The sequence below is a fragment of the Tistrella mobilis genome, from assembly GCF_041468085.1.
Taxonomy (GTDB): domain Bacteria; phylum Pseudomonadota; class Alphaproteobacteria; order Tistrellales; family Tistrellaceae; genus Tistrella; species Tistrella mobilis_A.
Genome location: NZ_CP121017.1, coordinates 445,701 through 460,331 on the forward strand (window position 1 = coordinate 445,701; position 14,631 = coordinate 460,331).

15 protein-coding genes, 1 pseudogene and 2 riboswitches are annotated in these 14,631 nt (G+C 69.0%); of the genes and pseudogenes, 12 read left to right on the plus strand and 4 right to left on the minus strand.

Annotated elements, in window-relative coordinates:
* From P7L68_RS07815 to P7L68_RS07835, 5 genes are all read left to right on the plus strand, one after another.
* Complete coding sequence (locus tag P7L68_RS07815) at positions 1 to 1,278, plus strand: M16 family metallopeptidase (RefSeq protein WP_372003928.1); 1,278 nt, start codon at positions 1 to 3, stop codon at positions 1,276 to 1,278.
* Between the two features lie 37 nt (positions 1,279 to 1,315).
* Entirely contained in the window at positions 1,316 to 1,654 is a 339-nt protein-coding gene (locus P7L68_RS07820; RefSeq protein ID WP_372003930.1) for a sulfurtransferase TusA family protein, read from the plus strand.
* A 22-nt stretch (positions 1,655 to 1,676) separates the two neighbouring features.
* Complete coding sequence (locus tag P7L68_RS07825) at positions 1,677 to 2,327, plus strand: GNAT family N-acetyltransferase (RefSeq protein WP_372003932.1); 651 nt, start codon at positions 1,677 to 1,679, stop codon at positions 2,325 to 2,327.
* 61 nt (positions 2,328 to 2,388) lie between these two features.
* Complete coding sequence (locus tag P7L68_RS07830; RefSeq protein ID WP_372003934.1) at positions 2,389 to 3,216, plus strand: urea carboxylase-associated family protein; 828 nt, start codon at positions 2,389 to 2,391, stop codon at positions 3,214 to 3,216.
* A 77-nt stretch (positions 3,217 to 3,293) separates the two neighbouring features.
* Entirely contained in the window at positions 3,294 to 4,034 is a 741-nt protein-coding gene (locus tag P7L68_RS07835; protein WP_372003936.1) for a DUF4198 domain-containing protein, read from the plus strand.
* Positions 4,035 to 4,307: 273 nt separating this feature from the next.
* Here the strand turns inward: P7L68_RS07835 and P7L68_RS07840 are convergent, their stop codons facing one another.
* On the minus strand, positions 4,308 to 4,901 hold the full coding sequence (locus P7L68_RS07840; RefSeq protein ID WP_372003938.1) for a YqgE/AlgH family protein: 594 nt from the start codon (positions 4,899 to 4,901) through the stop codon (positions 4,308 to 4,310).
* A gap of 272 nt (positions 4,902 to 5,173) precedes the next feature.
* Here P7L68_RS07840 and P7L68_RS07845 point away from each other — a divergent pair, with 272 nt between their 5' ends.
* From P7L68_RS07845 to P7L68_RS07860, 4 genes and pseudogenes are all read left to right on the plus strand, one after another.
* Positions 5,174 to 7,426, plus strand: coding sequence for a protein-disulfide reductase DsbD family protein (locus tag P7L68_RS07845; RefSeq protein ID WP_372003940.1), 2,253 nt, complete (start codon positions 5,174 to 5,176; stop codon positions 7,424 to 7,426).
* A 165-nt stretch (positions 7,427 to 7,591) separates the two neighbouring features.
* Positions 7,592 to 8,074 carry a peroxiredoxin gene (locus tag P7L68_RS07850; RefSeq protein ID WP_372003942.1) on the plus strand — a complete coding sequence of 161 codons (483 nt, stop codon included), beginning with the start codon at positions 7,592 to 7,594 and terminating at the stop codon, positions 8,072 to 8,074.
* A gap of 125 nt (positions 8,075 to 8,199) precedes the next feature.
* Positions 8,200 to 8,874, plus strand: coding sequence for a uracil phosphoribosyltransferase (gene upp, locus P7L68_RS07855; protein ID WP_372003944.1), 675 nt, complete (start codon positions 8,200 to 8,202; stop codon positions 8,872 to 8,874).
* 40 nt (positions 8,875 to 8,914) lie between these two features.
* Positions 8,915 to 9,180 (plus strand): annotated as a pseudogene (locus tag P7L68_RS07860) (helix-turn-helix domain-containing protein).
* Positions 9,181 to 9,201: 21 nt separating this feature from the next.
* On the opposite strand, the gene rnhA reads toward P7L68_RS07860, so the two are convergent.
* From rnhA to ispH, 3 genes are all read right to left on the minus strand, one after another.
* On the minus strand, positions 9,202 to 9,657 hold the full coding sequence (rnhA, locus tag P7L68_RS07865) for a ribonuclease HI (protein WP_014746310.1): 456 nt from the start codon (positions 9,655 to 9,657) through the stop codon (positions 9,202 to 9,204).
* Positions 9,644 to 10,609 (minus strand): homoserine kinase, encoded by a 966-nt coding sequence (locus tag P7L68_RS07870; RefSeq protein ID WP_372003947.1) that lies wholly within the window; start codon positions 10,607 to 10,609, stop codon positions 9,644 to 9,646. Before P7L68_RS07870 ends, rnhA begins: the two co-directional genes overlap by 14 nt.
* A gap of 69 nt (positions 10,610 to 10,678) precedes the next feature.
* Complete coding sequence (gene ispH, locus P7L68_RS07875; protein ID WP_372003948.1) at positions 10,679 to 11,659, minus strand: 4-hydroxy-3-methylbut-2-enyl diphosphate reductase; 981 nt, start codon at positions 11,657 to 11,659, stop codon at positions 10,679 to 10,681.
* A 295-nt stretch (positions 11,660 to 11,954) separates the two neighbouring features.
* Here ispH and P7L68_RS07880 point away from each other — a divergent pair, with 295 nt between their 5' ends.
* From P7L68_RS07880 to gcvT, 3 genes are all read left to right on the plus strand, one after another.
* Positions 11,955 to 12,224 (plus strand): CDGSH iron-sulfur domain-containing protein, encoded by a 270-nt coding sequence (locus tag P7L68_RS07880; RefSeq protein ID WP_372003950.1) that lies wholly within the window; start codon positions 11,955 to 11,957, stop codon positions 12,222 to 12,224.
* Between the two features lie 188 nt (positions 12,225 to 12,412).
* Positions 12,413 to 12,979 carry a hypothetical protein gene (locus P7L68_RS07885; protein WP_372003952.1) on the plus strand — a complete coding sequence of 189 codons (567 nt, stop codon included), beginning with the start codon at positions 12,413 to 12,415 and terminating at the stop codon, positions 12,977 to 12,979.
* Between the two features lie 148 nt (positions 12,980 to 13,127).
* Positions 13,128 to 13,256: riboswitch (glycine riboswitch) on the plus strand.
* A riboswitch (glycine riboswitch) is annotated at positions 13,257 to 13,381 on the plus strand.
* 88 nt (positions 13,382 to 13,469) lie between these two features.
* The gene (gene gcvT / locus P7L68_RS07890; RefSeq protein WP_372003953.1) at positions 13,470 to 14,609 is read left to right on the plus strand and encodes a glycine cleavage system aminomethyltransferase GcvT; all 1,140 of its coding nucleotides are present in this window, start codon (positions 13,470 to 13,472) and stop codon (positions 14,607 to 14,609) included.
* Positions 14,610 to 14,631: the final 22 nt, after the last annotated feature.

The window sequence follows — 14,631 nt, forward strand, 5'->3', positions numbered from 1 at the left end:
ATGAGTCTCGACGGTTCCAGCATCCGCATCACCACCCTGCCCAACGGCATGCGTGTGGCCACCGACACCATGGCCCATGTCGAGACCGTGACCGTGGGGGTCTGGGTGCATGCGGGCACACGCCACGAGCCGGCGGAGATCAACGGTGTCTCGCATCTGCTCGAACACATGGCCTTCAAGGGCACCGAGCGGCGCACTGCCCAGGGCCTGGCCGAAGAGGTCGAGGCCGTGGGCGGCTATATGAACGCCTATACCTCGCGCGAGCAGACGGTCTACTACCTGAAGCTGATGGCCGAGGATCTGGAACTGGGCGTCGACGTGCTCGCCGACATCCTGCAGCATTCGGTCTTCGATCCGGACGAGCTGGAACGCGAGCGCTCGGTGGTGGTGCAGGAGATCCTGTCGGCCGACGACATGCCGGAAGACGTCGTCTTCGACCATTTCCAGATCGCAGCCTACCCCGATCAGGGGCTGGGCCGGCCGATCCTGGGCCCGGTGGAGATCGTGCGCGGCATGCCGCGCCAGGCGATCGCCGGCTATATGCGCCGCCAGTATGCCGCCGGCCGGATGGTTCTGGCGGCGGCGGGCAAGGTGGATCACGACCGGCTGGTCGATCTGGCCACCCGTTTCTTCGATGCCCTGCCCGCGACCGAGACCCGCGAGACCGATCCTGCCGCCTATGTCGGCGGCGATCTGCGTCGGCGCAAGGACCATCTGGGCCAGGTGCATCTGACGCTGGGTTTCCCCGGCATCGGCTATGCCCACGAGGACTATCACGCTTCGCAGCTGCTGGCCACGCTGCTGGGCGGCGGCATGTCCTCCCGCCTGTTCCAGGAGGTGCGCGAAAAGCGCGGTCTCTGCTACAACGTCTATTCCTTCGCGAGCCCGTTCGAGGATCACGGCCTGTTCGGCATCTATGTCGCAGCCGCCGAGGACGAGATCGCCGAGGCGATGCCGGTGATCGTGGACGAGACCCTGGGCGTTGCCGACCGGGTGGGGGAGGAGGAACTCCGCCGCTCCTTCGCACAGCTCAAGGCCGGGCTGCTGATGGGGCTTGAGAGCACCACGGCGCGTGCCGAACGTCTCGCCCAGTCGCTGATCATCCACGGCCGGGTACAGTCGGTCGCCGAAACGGTGGCGGAGCTGCAGGCGGTGACGCCCGATCAGGTGTCGCGGCTTGCCGGCCGGCTGCTGGGGGGCGGTGCGCCGACCCTGGCGGCTCTCGGGCCGATCGCCCGGGTGCAATCCTACGACGATCTCCGCCGTCGCTTCGGTTGACGGCGGCCCCAGGATCCGACCGCGGGCGGGAGACGGCATGACGGCAGGACGCAACATGCAGGCGGACACGACCGGGGCAGAAGAGGCCCGGGCGCCGGGCAATTCCGACGAGCCGGTCGCGCAGGTGCCAGTCGCCCAGGTGCCAGTCGCCCTGGTGGTGGATGCCGAGGGGCTGGTCTGCCCCTGGCCGGTACTCAAGGCCCGCAAGGCGCTGGACACCCTGGCCTCGGGTGCCGTGATCGAGGTGATTGCGACCGATCCCGCCTCGTATATCGACATTCCGGCCTTCTGCGACACCGCTGGACATATTCTGCTCGACCAGCGCCGTGACGGTTCCCGCTTCGTCTATCGTGTCCGCAAGGGCACGGGTGGCTGACGGCGGACGGGAGGTGTCGGGGATGTGGCCCTTTGCCTCGATGGATGGCGGCGACCGGCCGCGGATCGTCACGCCCCGTGTGCTGATGCGCCCGGCGCGACTGGTCGATTATCGCGAATGGGCAGAGGTGCGCGAAGCCTCTCGCGACTTCCTGGAGCGCTGGGAACCCTCGTGGGGCAATGACCCGTTGAGCCGTGCCGCCTATCGCCGGCGGGTCGGCCATTACCGCATGATCGCGCGCCGGGGCATGGGCCTGGCCTTCCACATCTTTGTCCGCGACGTGGGCAATGTTCGCAGTGAGGGGCGTGAGGCGCTGAGCCTCGCCGGCGGGCTCACCCTCAACAACATCCGCTATGGCGTGGTCCAGTCGTGCAATGTCGGCTACTGGATCGGCGAGCATGCCGCCCGCAAGGGCTATATGACCGAGGCGCTGGCGGGGGCCGCCGATTTCGTCTTCGACACGCTGGGCCTGCACCGGCTGGAAGCGGCCTGCCTGCCCGAGAATCACCGCAGCATCGGCCTGCTGGAAAAGCTCGGCTTCGAATCCGAAGGCTATGCGCGGGAATATCTGCTGATCGACGGCCGCTGGACGGATCATCGCCTGTTCGGCCTCATCGCCACCGACTGGCGCCGCCGTCGGCCCTTGCCGCCGGCGGTGATCGACGCCGGCTGAACCTGCCGCTCCCCTTCTGCTACTCTGAGGCGAAGAGCGCTTCGCAGAAGGGGAGGGCCTGATGACGATCGAGACGCAGGAAACAGCCGGTCCGCGGCCGGTGGTGGTCTATCCGAACGGCACCCTGCCGGCTCCCGACATGGCTGCGCTGGAAGCGGCGCGGGTGGAGATGGAGAAGGTCGACGAACTGGTCGTGCCGCCCCGCGACGGGCGGGCCTTCCGGGTGCCCAGGGGGCATTTTTTCCGCATCCTCTCGATCGAGGGGCCGCAGGTCGGTGATCTCAATCTCTGGAATGCCCACGACCTGACCGAGCGCTTCTTCAGTGGCAAGACCCGGGCGCTGCACGCCACCCATGTGACCACCGGCCACCGGCTGTGGAGCACGCTGCCGGCGCTGCGGCCGATGGCGACGATCAGCCATGACACGCTTGGCTGGTATGGCTGGGATGCCGATGGCGGCGGGGTGCACGACGTGATCGGCACGCGCTGCGACCCCTACACCAACCGCCTGCTGACCGGCACCGACTACCATCACTGCTGCCATTCCAATCTCTGCCGGGCGCTGGCGAAGGCCACCGGGCTCAGCCCGCGGGCGGCGGAACCCCATGTCCACGACGTGCTCAATGTCTTCATGTGCACGGGCTTCACCCGCGACACGCACCAGTACTTCATGAAGGCGAGCCCGGTCCGCCCCGGCGACTATCTGGAACTCTTCGCCGAGATCGACCTGCTGGCGGCGCTCTCCGCCTGCCCCGGCGGCGATTGCAGCGCCAGCCATTCGAGCGATGCGGCACGGTGCTTTCCGTTGAAGGTCGAGATCTTCCGGCCTGACCCGGTCTTGCTCTCCGCCTGGCCCTGGCCGGCACCAAGCGGCTATGACGGGCTCTGAGCCGGGGGTGGTGCTGTCGGATCGCCGGTGCCCTGTCGTCTTTCCTGAGAGTGCATCTGCATCCCATGGAGACCGACATGTCACCGAGACGCTGCCTTGCCGCCGGCATTGCCGCCCTTGCTCTCACCACCACGGCCCTCGCCACCATGGCCGGGGCGCATGAATTCATGATCGTTCCGGGCGCCGACGGCACGGTCGATCTGATCATGACCGAAGCCTATATCGTGCCGGACCGGGTGCCGCCGATGGCCGCCACGCAGCTGGAGCTGATCGCCGACGGACGGCGGACCGTGCTGGACCTGTCCGCCGGTACCGATCGCCTGACGGCCCGCCCGGGGGAGATTCCGGGGCCGGCGGTGCTGGCTGCATCCATGATCCGCGACCGGATGGAGGCGCCGCGGGTGGCCCCGGGCATGCCTGCGGCCGCGCCGCGCATGACCCGCTCCGCCGCCTATTCCAAGAGCTGGCCGGCAGGCGATGCCGGGGACGCGCTATGGTCCCAGCCCGTGGGCAGCCGGCTGGAGATCATGCCCCTGACCAATCCCGCGGCCCTCAAGGCGGGGGACGAGCTGCCGGTCCGGGTGCTGTTCGACGGCCGACCGGTCCCGGCCATGGTGCAGGCAACCTATGACGATGACGGGCGTGAGGGGCATGGCTTCGTGATCCGCACCACGGCCGATGCCGAGGGGCTGGCCCGTCTCGTGCTCGATCGGCCCGGGCTTTGGGTGGTGCGCACGAAACATGGTGTCGATGAGCACCGTGACGGGTATGTCCGCTTCAATGGCGGTGCCAATCTGGTCTTTGCGGTCGCCCCCTGAACCGTCCGCAGCCCCCGCGAAAAAAAAGGCCGGCCAGGGAGTACCTGGCCGGCAAAGTCGCGTGTGTGAGGACGAGTCGTGCGAAACGGGAATGAAACGTTTGCACGCCGTTGATAATATGAGATTGAGAATGATTCGCAATACTGAATCGACAAAGCCTGCAAAGTTTTTTCCCGACCAGGGCAGGTCTCACACAAAATCAAGGGGTTGTGCAGGCGGGGCACAGGGGCCGGGCGAGGCCGTGCCACGCCGGTGCACGTCGCCGCATCGCGGTCAGGCGTGACCGCCTTCGCCGGAGAGATGGGCGAGATCGACCCCCAGCCGGCCGATCGCTTCGCGCCACTTGCCCTCGACATCGCCCTCGAACAGCAACTCGGCATCGGCATCGACCACAAGCCAGCTGTTGCTCTGGATCTCGGTCTCAAGCTGCCCGGGCCCCCAGCCGGCATAGCCGAGCGCAACCAGGGTCCGGTCGGGGCCGTGCCCCTCGGTCATCGCCTTCAGCACGTCCAGCGTTGCGGTCAGCGCCACCTCGTCGTCGATGCGCAGGCTGGTCGCCAGGACATAATCGGTCGAATGCAGCACGAAGCCGCGGCCGGTCTCGACCGGTCCGCCGAAATGAACCTTCACCGTCGCCACTTCAGGCCCGCAATCCAGGCCCAGCTGCGAGAGAAGTTCGGGGAAATCGACCGTGTCGAGCACCCGGTTGACCACCAGCCCCATGGCGCCGTCATCCGAATGGGCGCAGAGATAGATCACCGTCTTGGTGAACCACGGATCCTCCAGCCGGGGCATGGCGATCAGCACCTTGCCGGTAAGGCCCTCGGGCCCAGACATTTCGAAAGGCGTGGTGGTTGCTGCCGCCATGGGGCGGTCTGCCCGCATCCCTGCCATTGCCCGACTACCTTCTCGCCCGTGTTGTCGCGGTCGCCCGCTGTGGGGAAGCGCACGAAGGATCATCACAATCACGTGGTCGCCGCCACATGACGCCCTGTCGCATGTCCTTCCGGCGCCATGCCGCCTATAGTTACGTCAGGATTAGGTAGGCTGGCGCCGGAGCATGCGCAAGGGCACATCTGTTCGCCCGGCGAATGGCCGGCAACTGCCGTCCCCAGCCCAGGAACCCACGGGACCGCCGCATGCATCTCTGCCGTACAGACCGCCAGACCCTCCGGCAGCAGGCCGGAACCGCCTTCCGCCGTCTGGGTATTCTGCTGGCGCTCGCATGTCTGACGGTGGCGGCCCCCGCCCTGGCGGCAGAGGCGCCACGCGGCTGGCTGGGCCCCTGGGCGGAGGGGCAGCGTTCGGCGGTCCGGCTGGTGGCGGCGCCGCAGACCCCGGATCAGGCGGCACGGGGCGAGCTGTCGCTCGGCCTCGATTTCCGGATGGATCCGGGCTGGAAGCTCTACTGGCGTTCGCCCGGGGACGCCGGTCTGCCCCCCGCGATCAATGCCGGGGCAAGCCCGTCGGTCGCAGACGGGCAGATTGTCGCGACGCGGATCCACTGGCCGCTGCCGGAACGTTTCACCGCCTTCGAGACCATCCACACCTATGCCTATGCCGACCATGTCCTGCTGCCGGTGACGGCGCAGCTGGCCCCGGACAGGCCGGCCGTGCCCGAAAGCGCTGCCGGCCCCGTCCGGCTCCGGGTCGATTATCAGGTCTGCGAGGCGCTGTGCATTCCGGTGACCGCCGATCTGGCACTCGACGTGCCGGCGGGACCGGCCGACCCGCTGGATCGCACCGCGGCCGAAGCGGAAGCGGCGATCGCCGCGGCGCAGGCATCCGTGCCCGCCATCGCATCCGACCCCGCCGCCGCCCCGTTTGCGGCGGTCTCGGCCGGCTGGATCGTGGCCGAGGGCGACGCCCCCGCCCGGCTGATCGTGGAGGCGAAGAGCGATGCGCCCTTCAGCCCCGCGGCGGATGTCTTCATCGAGGGGCCGGACGGCTTCGCCTTTTCGCCACCCGATGCGCGGCGGCTCGATGACGGCCGGCGGATCCGCTTCGTCGCCGATGTGGCGCCGCCCACGGCCGATGCCCGGCTTCTGGGTGAGACGGTGCGCCTCACCCTGCGCGACGCGACCCCTGGGGCAGGGCTGCGGGCGGTGGAGACGACCGCCCAGGTGGTGCCGGCACCGGCCACCCTGCCCGGACCCGAAGGCGGGCTGGTCGCGGCCCTGCTGATCGGCCTGCTGGGCGGTCTGATCCTGAATGTCATGCCCTGCGTGCTGCCGGTGCTGTCGATCAAGCTGATGGGGCTGGTTGCGACCCGCGGCCTCGGTCGCGGCGATGTCCGCGCCAGCCTGCTTGCGACCGCCGCGGGCATCCTGCTGTCCTTCCTGGCGCTGGCGCTGGCGGCCGCCGGGCTGAAGCTTGCCGGTGTCGCGGTCGGCTGGGGCATCCAGTTTCAGCAGCCGGCCTTCATCGGCATGATGATCGTGCTTATGGCGCTGTTTGCGGCCTCGCAGCTGGGGGTGTTCACCATCCGGGCACCGGTGCTTTCGGGCGGTCTTGCCCGCGATGCCGTGGCGGAGGCCGACGGGCGGCCGAAGCTCGGCCGGGCGGTGATGAGCGGCGTGGTGGCGACCCTGCTCGCCACCCCCTGTTCGGCACCCTTCGTCGGCACGGCACTGGGCTTCGCACTTGCCGGCGGCACGGCGGACATTCTGGCGGTGTTCGCCGCCATGGGGCTCGGCATGGCGCTGCCCTATCTGGCGATCGCGGCCGTCCCCTCGGCGATCCGGCTGCTGCCCCGCCCGGGGCGCTGGATGGTCTGGGTGAAGGTGGCGATGGGCCTGGCGCTGGCGGGCACCGCCCTCTGGCTGACCCTGGTGCTCAGCCGTCTGGTTCAGCCCGGCGCCGCTGCGGCGGTCGCCGTGCTGGCGGCTCTGGCCGCGCTGCTGCCCCTGGTCATCACCAAGGCCCGGCTGCTGCGCTGGGCGGGGGTCGGCGGCCTTGCGGTGGCGGCGGTGGCGACGGCCGTTCTGGCCTCGCCGCCTGCGACCCGCGGTCTTCAGACCATGCCGGCCGGCGGTCCCTGGATCCCCTTTGCGGCCTCCGCGATCGCAGAGGATGTTGCGAAGGGCCGGGTGGTGTTCGTCGACGTCACCGCCAGCTGGTGCGTCACCTGCATCGTGAACGAGGAACGGGTGCTGGCGGTGGACCCGGTGGCGGGCCGTCTGGCCATGCCCGATGTGGTGGCGATGAAGGCCGACTGGACCCGGCCCGATCCGGCGATCGCCGACTATCTGGCCGGCTTCGGCCGCTATGGCATTCCGTTCAATGTGGTCTACGGCCCGGGCGCGCCGCAGGGCCTGGTGCTGCCCGAACTGCTGACCGCCGATGCCGTGACCCGGGCGCTGGATCGGGCCCGCGGCAACGGCGCCGGTTGAGCGCGAAATCCGGCGCCCGCGGACTTGCGCCCGTCACCGGAACCGGCCTTAAATGGCGGCGATCCCGAATGGCGGCGATCCCTGCCGGCCGGGTCCCGGTCGGTTCGCGCCGGTCGGGTCGTCCCCGCAGACGAGACGCGAGTTCCGAGCCAGGAGAGCACGACTATGACCATTTCCATCGGTGATAAGATTCCGGCAGCCACCCTGGTCGAGATGACCGCGGATGGCCCGAACAAGGTGTCCACCGACGAGCTGTTCGCCGGCCGCACCGTGGCCGTCTTCGCGGTGCCCGGCGCCTTCACCCCCACCTGCTCGGCCCGTCATCTGCCGGGTTTCGTGGAGCAGGCCGATGAGATCACGGCCAAGGGCGTCGACGAGATCGTCTGCATCTCGGTCAACGACGCCTTCGTGATGGGCGCCTGGGGCAAGGCCCAGGGCGTTGACGGCAAGGTCCGCCTGCTGGCCGACGGCAATGGCGACCTGACCAAGGCGCTGGGTCTGACCCTCGACGGCACGGGCTTCGGCATGGGCCTGCGTTCGCAGCGCTACTCGATGCTGGTGAAGGACGGCGTCGTTGCTCAGCTGAACGTCGAAAAGCCCGGGGCCTTCGAAGTGAGCGACGCCGCCACCCTGCTCGGCCAGCTCTGACATCGTCGCGGAGCCTCCGGGCTCCCGCCGCTGCATCGGCCGCACGTCCGGCACCCCTGTGGGATGCCGGACGTGCGGCCATGCCGGGATATCCTCAACGCCCGCCCAGCCATCGCGGAGCCGACATGACCCAGACCACCACCGACGACCGCGACCTGGCCGCGCGTTTCCCGAACCTGCATGTGCTCGACCATCCGCTGATCCTGCACAAGCTCAGCCATATGCGGAACCAGGCGACCTCGACCAAGACCTTCCGCCAGCTGCTGCGCGAGATCGCGCTGCTGATGGGCTACGAGATCACCCGCAGCCTGCCGATCACCCATGAAGAACTCGACACGCCGCTTGAACGCGTGGCGGTGCCGGTGATCGAGGGCAAGAAGGTTGCGGTGGTGCCGATCCTGCGCGCCGGCCTCGGCATGGCCGACGGCCTGACCGAGCTGATGCCCTCGGCCCGCATCGGCCATGTCGGCCTTTATCGCGACGAAGAGACCAAAGAACCGGTCGAATATCTGGTGAAGCTGCCGAAGGCCGATGGGCGGACCTTCATCCTGGTCGACCCGATGCTCGCCACCGGCAATTCGGCGGTGCACGCGGTCGACGTGCTGAACCGCTATGGCGTCGCCGACGAGCAGATCCGCTTCATGGCCCTGATCGCGGCCCCCGAAGGCCTGGAGGTCTTCACCCGCGCCCATCCGCAGGTGAAGGTCTATGTCGCCGCCGTCGACCGCTGCCTGGACGAAAACGCCTATATCCGCCCGGGCCTGGGCGATGCCGGCGACCGGCTGTTCGGGACGCGGTGATCTCGCCGCCTCTCGCGACCTGACATGCGGGACCCTGCAGATGACGAAGACCTACCGCAGTGAGGCCCTGGCCGCGATCCACGAGACGGCGTCGGATCTGCACGATGTGGGCCTGCTCGACAAACAGACCATGCGCCAGTTCGACGCCCTTGCCCTGGCACCGGTGACGCCTGAGCGTTCGGATGCCATCCCGACGTGACCACCGGCCTTATCAGCCAGTGGGAGCGGGGCGAGAAACGACCGGCGGGTGCGTCGCTCAAACTTCTGTCATTGGTTGAACGTCACGGCCTGGGCGTGCTGGCTTGATGTGAGGTTCCGGCGTCCCTCTCAGCCCCGCTTCGGAATCCCGGCGCGCGCCAGCGCGTCGGCACGTTCGTTTTCGGGGTGGCCGGCATGGCCGCGGACCCATTCCCATTCCACCGTGTGGCCGCGGACCAGCCCGTCCAGTTCCTGCCAGAGATCGGCATTCTTGACCGGATCCTTCGAGGCGGTCTTCCAGCCGTTGCGCTTCCAGCCATGGATCCATTTGGTGATGCCGTCGCGCACATAGGTGCTGTCGGTGCAGATCCGGATCGTGGTCGGCCGCTTCAGCGCGCGCAGCGCCTCGATGGCTGCGGTCAGTTCCATGCGGTTGTTGGTGGTGAGCGGCTCGCCGCCGCTCATCTCGCGCTCCAGCTCTCCCCAGCGCAGCAGCACGCCCCAGCCGCCGGGGCCGGGATTGCCCGAACAGGCGCCATCGGTGAAGGCTTCGACGATCTTCTTCGGTGCGTCAGTCGAGGCCATAGGCGCCCGGTCCCGTGACGCTGCGGTGGAAGCGCAGCTTGTGGAGATATTCGAGCGGGTCCTTGGGCTTCACCAGCGCCCCTTCCACCCGGTTCAGCCAGTCATAGGCACGGGTGAGCAGGAAGCGCAGTGCCGCCCCTTCGCAGAGCAGCGGCAGGGCCGCCAGTTCGGCGTCGGAGAAGGGGCGGACCTTGCGATAGGCCCCCAGCATCAGCCGGGCCTTGGTCACGTTGAACTGCCCGTCCGGCTCGAAGCACCAGGCATTGATGCAGATCGCGATTTCGTAGGCGAAGGCGTCGGAGCAGGCGAAGTAGAAATCGATCAGCCCCGACACCCGGTCCGGCCGCTCGTAGAACACATTGTCGGGGAAGAGATCGGCATGGATCGTGCCCGCCGGCAGATCGGCCGGCCAGTCGGTGGCGAGCCGGTCCAGCGTCTCCGCGATTTCGGCGGCAAGGCCCGGGACGATCTCGTCGGCACGGGTGCCGATGCGGGCCGCGAGCCCCTGCCAGCCGGGCAGGGCCAGCGCATTGGGGCGCCGGCCGGTGAAATCCGCGGTCGCAAGATGCAGCTCGGCCAGCGCCGTGCCCAGCGCCCGGCAATGGGCCGGCAGGATCCGGGCCGGCCCCCGGCCGGGCAGGAAGGTGAAGATCGCCGCCGGCTTGCCGACCAGTTCGACCAGGACCCGGCCCCGGCGGTCGCGCACAGGTTCCGGGCAGCGGATGCCGCGCCGGGTGAGGTGCTCCATGAGATTCAGGAAATAGGGCAGGTCCGCGGGGTCGACCCGCTTCTCATAGACCGTCAGCACATAGCGCCGACCGCCGGCGTCGAGGAACCAGTTGGAGTTCTCCACCCCCTGCTGGATGCCCTGCAACCGCTCGAAGGGGCCGATATCATAGCCGCTGAGCAGCGCGCGCATGTCGTCATCGTCGACCGCCGTGTAGACCGCCATCCCGGTCGATGCCTCCTGTTGCGCCGGGGCCAGCCCCGCGGCGCGTCTCTTCTGGTTGCGGGGGTATGGTCAGCGGGTCAGTTCGGGCGGCAGCTTGAACACCACCCGTTCCTCTGCCGTGGTCACCCGTTCGATCGTGACCGGTCCGCGGGCGCGGAAGGCGGTGATCACCTCTTCGACCAGTCTCTCGGGCGCCGAGGCGCCTGCGGTGATACCGACCCGCGTCACCCCTTGCAGCCGCGACCAGTCGATCTCGGCGGCGGTCTGGATCAGCCGGGCGTTGGCGCAGCCCGCCACGGCCGCCGTCTCGACCAGCCGGCGGGAGTTCGAGGAATTGGGCGCGCCGATCACCAGCACCGCCTGAACCTCGGCCGCAATGCGGGCCACGGCCTCCTGGCGGTTGGTGGTGGCATAGCAGATGTCCTCGCGCCGCGGACCGGCAATGTCCGGAAAGCGGCGGCGCAGCACCTCGATGATGCCCGAGGTGTCGGCCACCGACAGCGTGGTCTGGGTCGCGAAGGCAAGCTCCAGCCCGGGCCGCGGCGGCTGGTAGGCCTCGGCATCGGCGATGCTCTCGATCAGGTCGACGGCACCGTCGGGCAGCTGACCCATGGTGCCGATCACCTCGGGATGGCCGGCATGGCCGATCAGCAGCACATGGCGCCCCTCGTCGTGATGGCGCTCGGCTTCGCGATGCACCTTCGAGACCAGCGGGCAGGTGGCATCGATCGCGCGCAGCTCCCGACGCGCGGCCTCGGCCGGCACCGATTTGGGCACGCCATGGGCCGAAAAGATCACCGGCACCCCGTCCGGCACTTCGTCCAGTTCTTCGACGAAAACCGCCCCCTTGGCCGCCAGATCCTGCACCACGGTCTTGTTGTGGACGATCTCGTGGCGGACATAGACCGGCGCGCCGAAGCGTTCGATCGCCTTCTCGACGATCTGAATCGCGCGGTCGACGCCGGCACAGAAACCGCGGGGTTCGGCCAGCACGATGGTCACCGCAGCGTGCGGTACCGCTGCTGGGGAGGTCGGGGCCGCCTGGGTCATCGCGTCGGCTCTCCGGGCTGAAGGATCCGGAACGGCGGATCCGGGGAGGGTGGCTCGCATAGGGTGCGGTATGGCACGGGCGGCGCCCGAGTTCAACACCAGGCACACGCATCCCGTTGCCTGGGAAGGACGATCCCGGCCCTTGCCCGCGGTGATTCCTCGCCACTACACTCAAGGGCGTCCGCTCCGACGATAAAGCAATCCTGGCGCGCAATGCGCCGGCGGGGCGGCACCGAGGCACGAGTTGATGATCCATCGGCCGATTCGGCCGGCAAGAGACGGGAAGGGTCAGGACATGACGATGGAGAACGACGCCACACCGCCGGCCGCGGCGCCGGTGGTGGCACGGGCGGAGCCCTATGAGGTGGCGGTGAAGGCGGGGCGGACCTATTGGTGGTGTTCCTGCGGGCTGAGCACGAAACAGCCCTTCTGCGACGGCACCCACAAGGGCACCGGGCTCAGCCCTCAGGCCTGGAAGGCCGAAGAGGACGGCACGGTGTGGTTCTGCGGCTGCAAGCAGACCGGCGCAGGACCCATGTGTGACGGCAGTCACGAAAGATTGTGACCCCGCGGACGCGGCCCGGAAGGTGACACGGACATGCGCGGGCGGCGGCATTGCGTGCCCGCGCGCCATCGCTATAAAGTGGCGCTTGTCTCAGCCGGCCGCCCGGTCCCCGGGCGATCCGGCGATAAACGATCACGGAGCGCTTCGTCGTGGCACAGTCCCATTCCGCGTCCGGTCCCGAAACGGCAATGAACAGGACGGCGATGCGGGCGGCCCTGCGCCGCCGGGCGGCGCTGGCCCTGGCCGCGTCGGGGGTGGCGCTCGTCGTCTCCGGCTGCGGCGCCTTCTCACGCGCCGAGCCGCCGGTCTGCCCCCGCGTGGTGGTGCTGCGCGACACCGCCCAGGCGGTGCAGATCGAGCCGGGGGCGAAGGATGTGACCGGCGTGCGCTTCCTGGGCCGGATCGCCGATGCCCAGTGGACCTGCGATGCCGATACCGACGACGGCAAGCGCTATCTGGATGTGGCGCTGACCGTGGTGCTCGATGCCGAACGCGGCCCTGCCGCCCCCGATGCCACCGCCACCGCCTTCGACTATTACGTGGCGGTGGCCGACCGGCAGCAGACCATCCTGAACAAGCAGGTCTTCCGGTCGGATCTGCCCTTCCCGGCCAATCGTCTCAAGGCCGGATCGAAGGAGGAGCTCAGCATCCGTGTGCCGCTGCCCGGCACCAGCACCGGTGCCGACTATGCCCTGCTGATCGGCTTCCAGCTCGACCGCGAGCAGCTGGAATTCCAGCGCGGTCACAGCCGGTAAGAGCACAGCAGGACCCGGGGGGGGGCGCAGCCCGGGCCGGAACCATCCCGGTCCGGATCGTGATCCGTTGACGCGAGAGGGCTGCGGGCCGGATTGTGCCCCGCAGCCCTCTCGTGTATCCTGGCCGCGCTCGGAGGCTACGTGACAGACGAACCCTGTGGGAGAGCGCGCTGCGCGACACCCGGCCGGTCGACGGTCGGGATCATGTCGACGTAGTGCCGCCGAAGGAGCAACCGGCCCCGGTAAACTCTCAGGCACCAGGGACCGCAGGGGAATGTCACTCTGGAAAGCAGGCGGCGCAGAAGATCGCGGCGTCTCACCGAAGGGGTAAGTGCGACGGCACCCACCGCATCTGCGGTGCGTGGCGGCGCACAATCTTTCAGGTCCGAAGACAGAGCGGGGCCATCTCCGGGGACGGAACGTCGGATCGACCGGCGGCGCCGGACCTGGGAGATGCGCGGCCGCAATCCTGTTTTCTCGGAGCGACCCGATGTCCGGTCCGGACCAGCCGACCCAGGGCGGTGCCCCCGCCGATCTTCTGAAAACCCCGCTTTACGATCTCCATCAGGAGCTTGGCGGCAGGATGGTCCCCTTTGCGGGCTATCTGATGCCGGTTCAGTTTCCCATGGGCATCAAGGGCGAGCATCTGCACACCCGCGCCCAGGCCGGGCTGTTCGACGTCTCGCATATGGGCCAGGCGCGGATCACCGGGCCGGATGCCGCGGCGGCGCTGGAGCGCCTGGTCCCGGGCGACATCACCGGGCTTGGCCTCGGCCGGATGCGCTACACCCAGTTGACCACCGACGATGGCGGCATCCGCGACGACCTGATGGCGACGCGGTTCGACGGTCATGTGTTTCTGGTCGTGAACGCCGCCTGCAAGGCGGATGATTTCGCCCATATCGCGGCGCATCTGCCGGATGGTCACAGCCTCGACATCCTGGACGACCATGCCCTGCTCGCCCTGCAGGGGCCCGAGGCGGCGGCCGTGCTGGCGGCGCTCGCGCCCGAGGCGGCCGAGATGGCCTTCATGTCGATGCAGCCGCTCGATATCGCCGGCATCCCCTGCCTGGTCAGCCGGTCCGGCTATACCGGCGAGGACGGTTACGAGATTTCGGTTCCGGCCGACCAGGCGGAGGCACTGGCCCGCAGGCTGCTGGCGGATGCGCGTGTGGCGCCGATCGGCCTCGGCGCCCGCGACAGCCTGCGCCTTGAGGCCGGGCTCTGCCTCTACGGCCATGATATCGACCTCTCGACCAATCCGGTCGAAGCCGGGCTCGGCTGGTCGATCGCGAAGCGCCGCCGCACCGCCGATGCCGGCTATCCCGGGGCGGCGGTGATCGCCGCCGCCTTTGCCGAGGGCCCGGCCCGCAAGCGCGTCGGCCTGGTGCCCGAAGGCAAGGTGATCGCGCGCGAGGGCACCGACGTGGTCGATCCGGCAACCGGCGAGACCGTCGGCCGTGTCACCAGCGGCGGTTTCGGCCCCAGCGTCGACGGGCCGGTGGCCATGGCCTGGGTCCGCGCCGATCTGGCCGCCCCCGGCACCGCTCTTGCTCTCGACGTCCGCGGGAAATCCCGCCCGGCGGCCGTCGCCCCCATGCCTTTCGCGCCGCATCGCTACCGGCGCTGACCGGCCACACTCCCGCCCCATC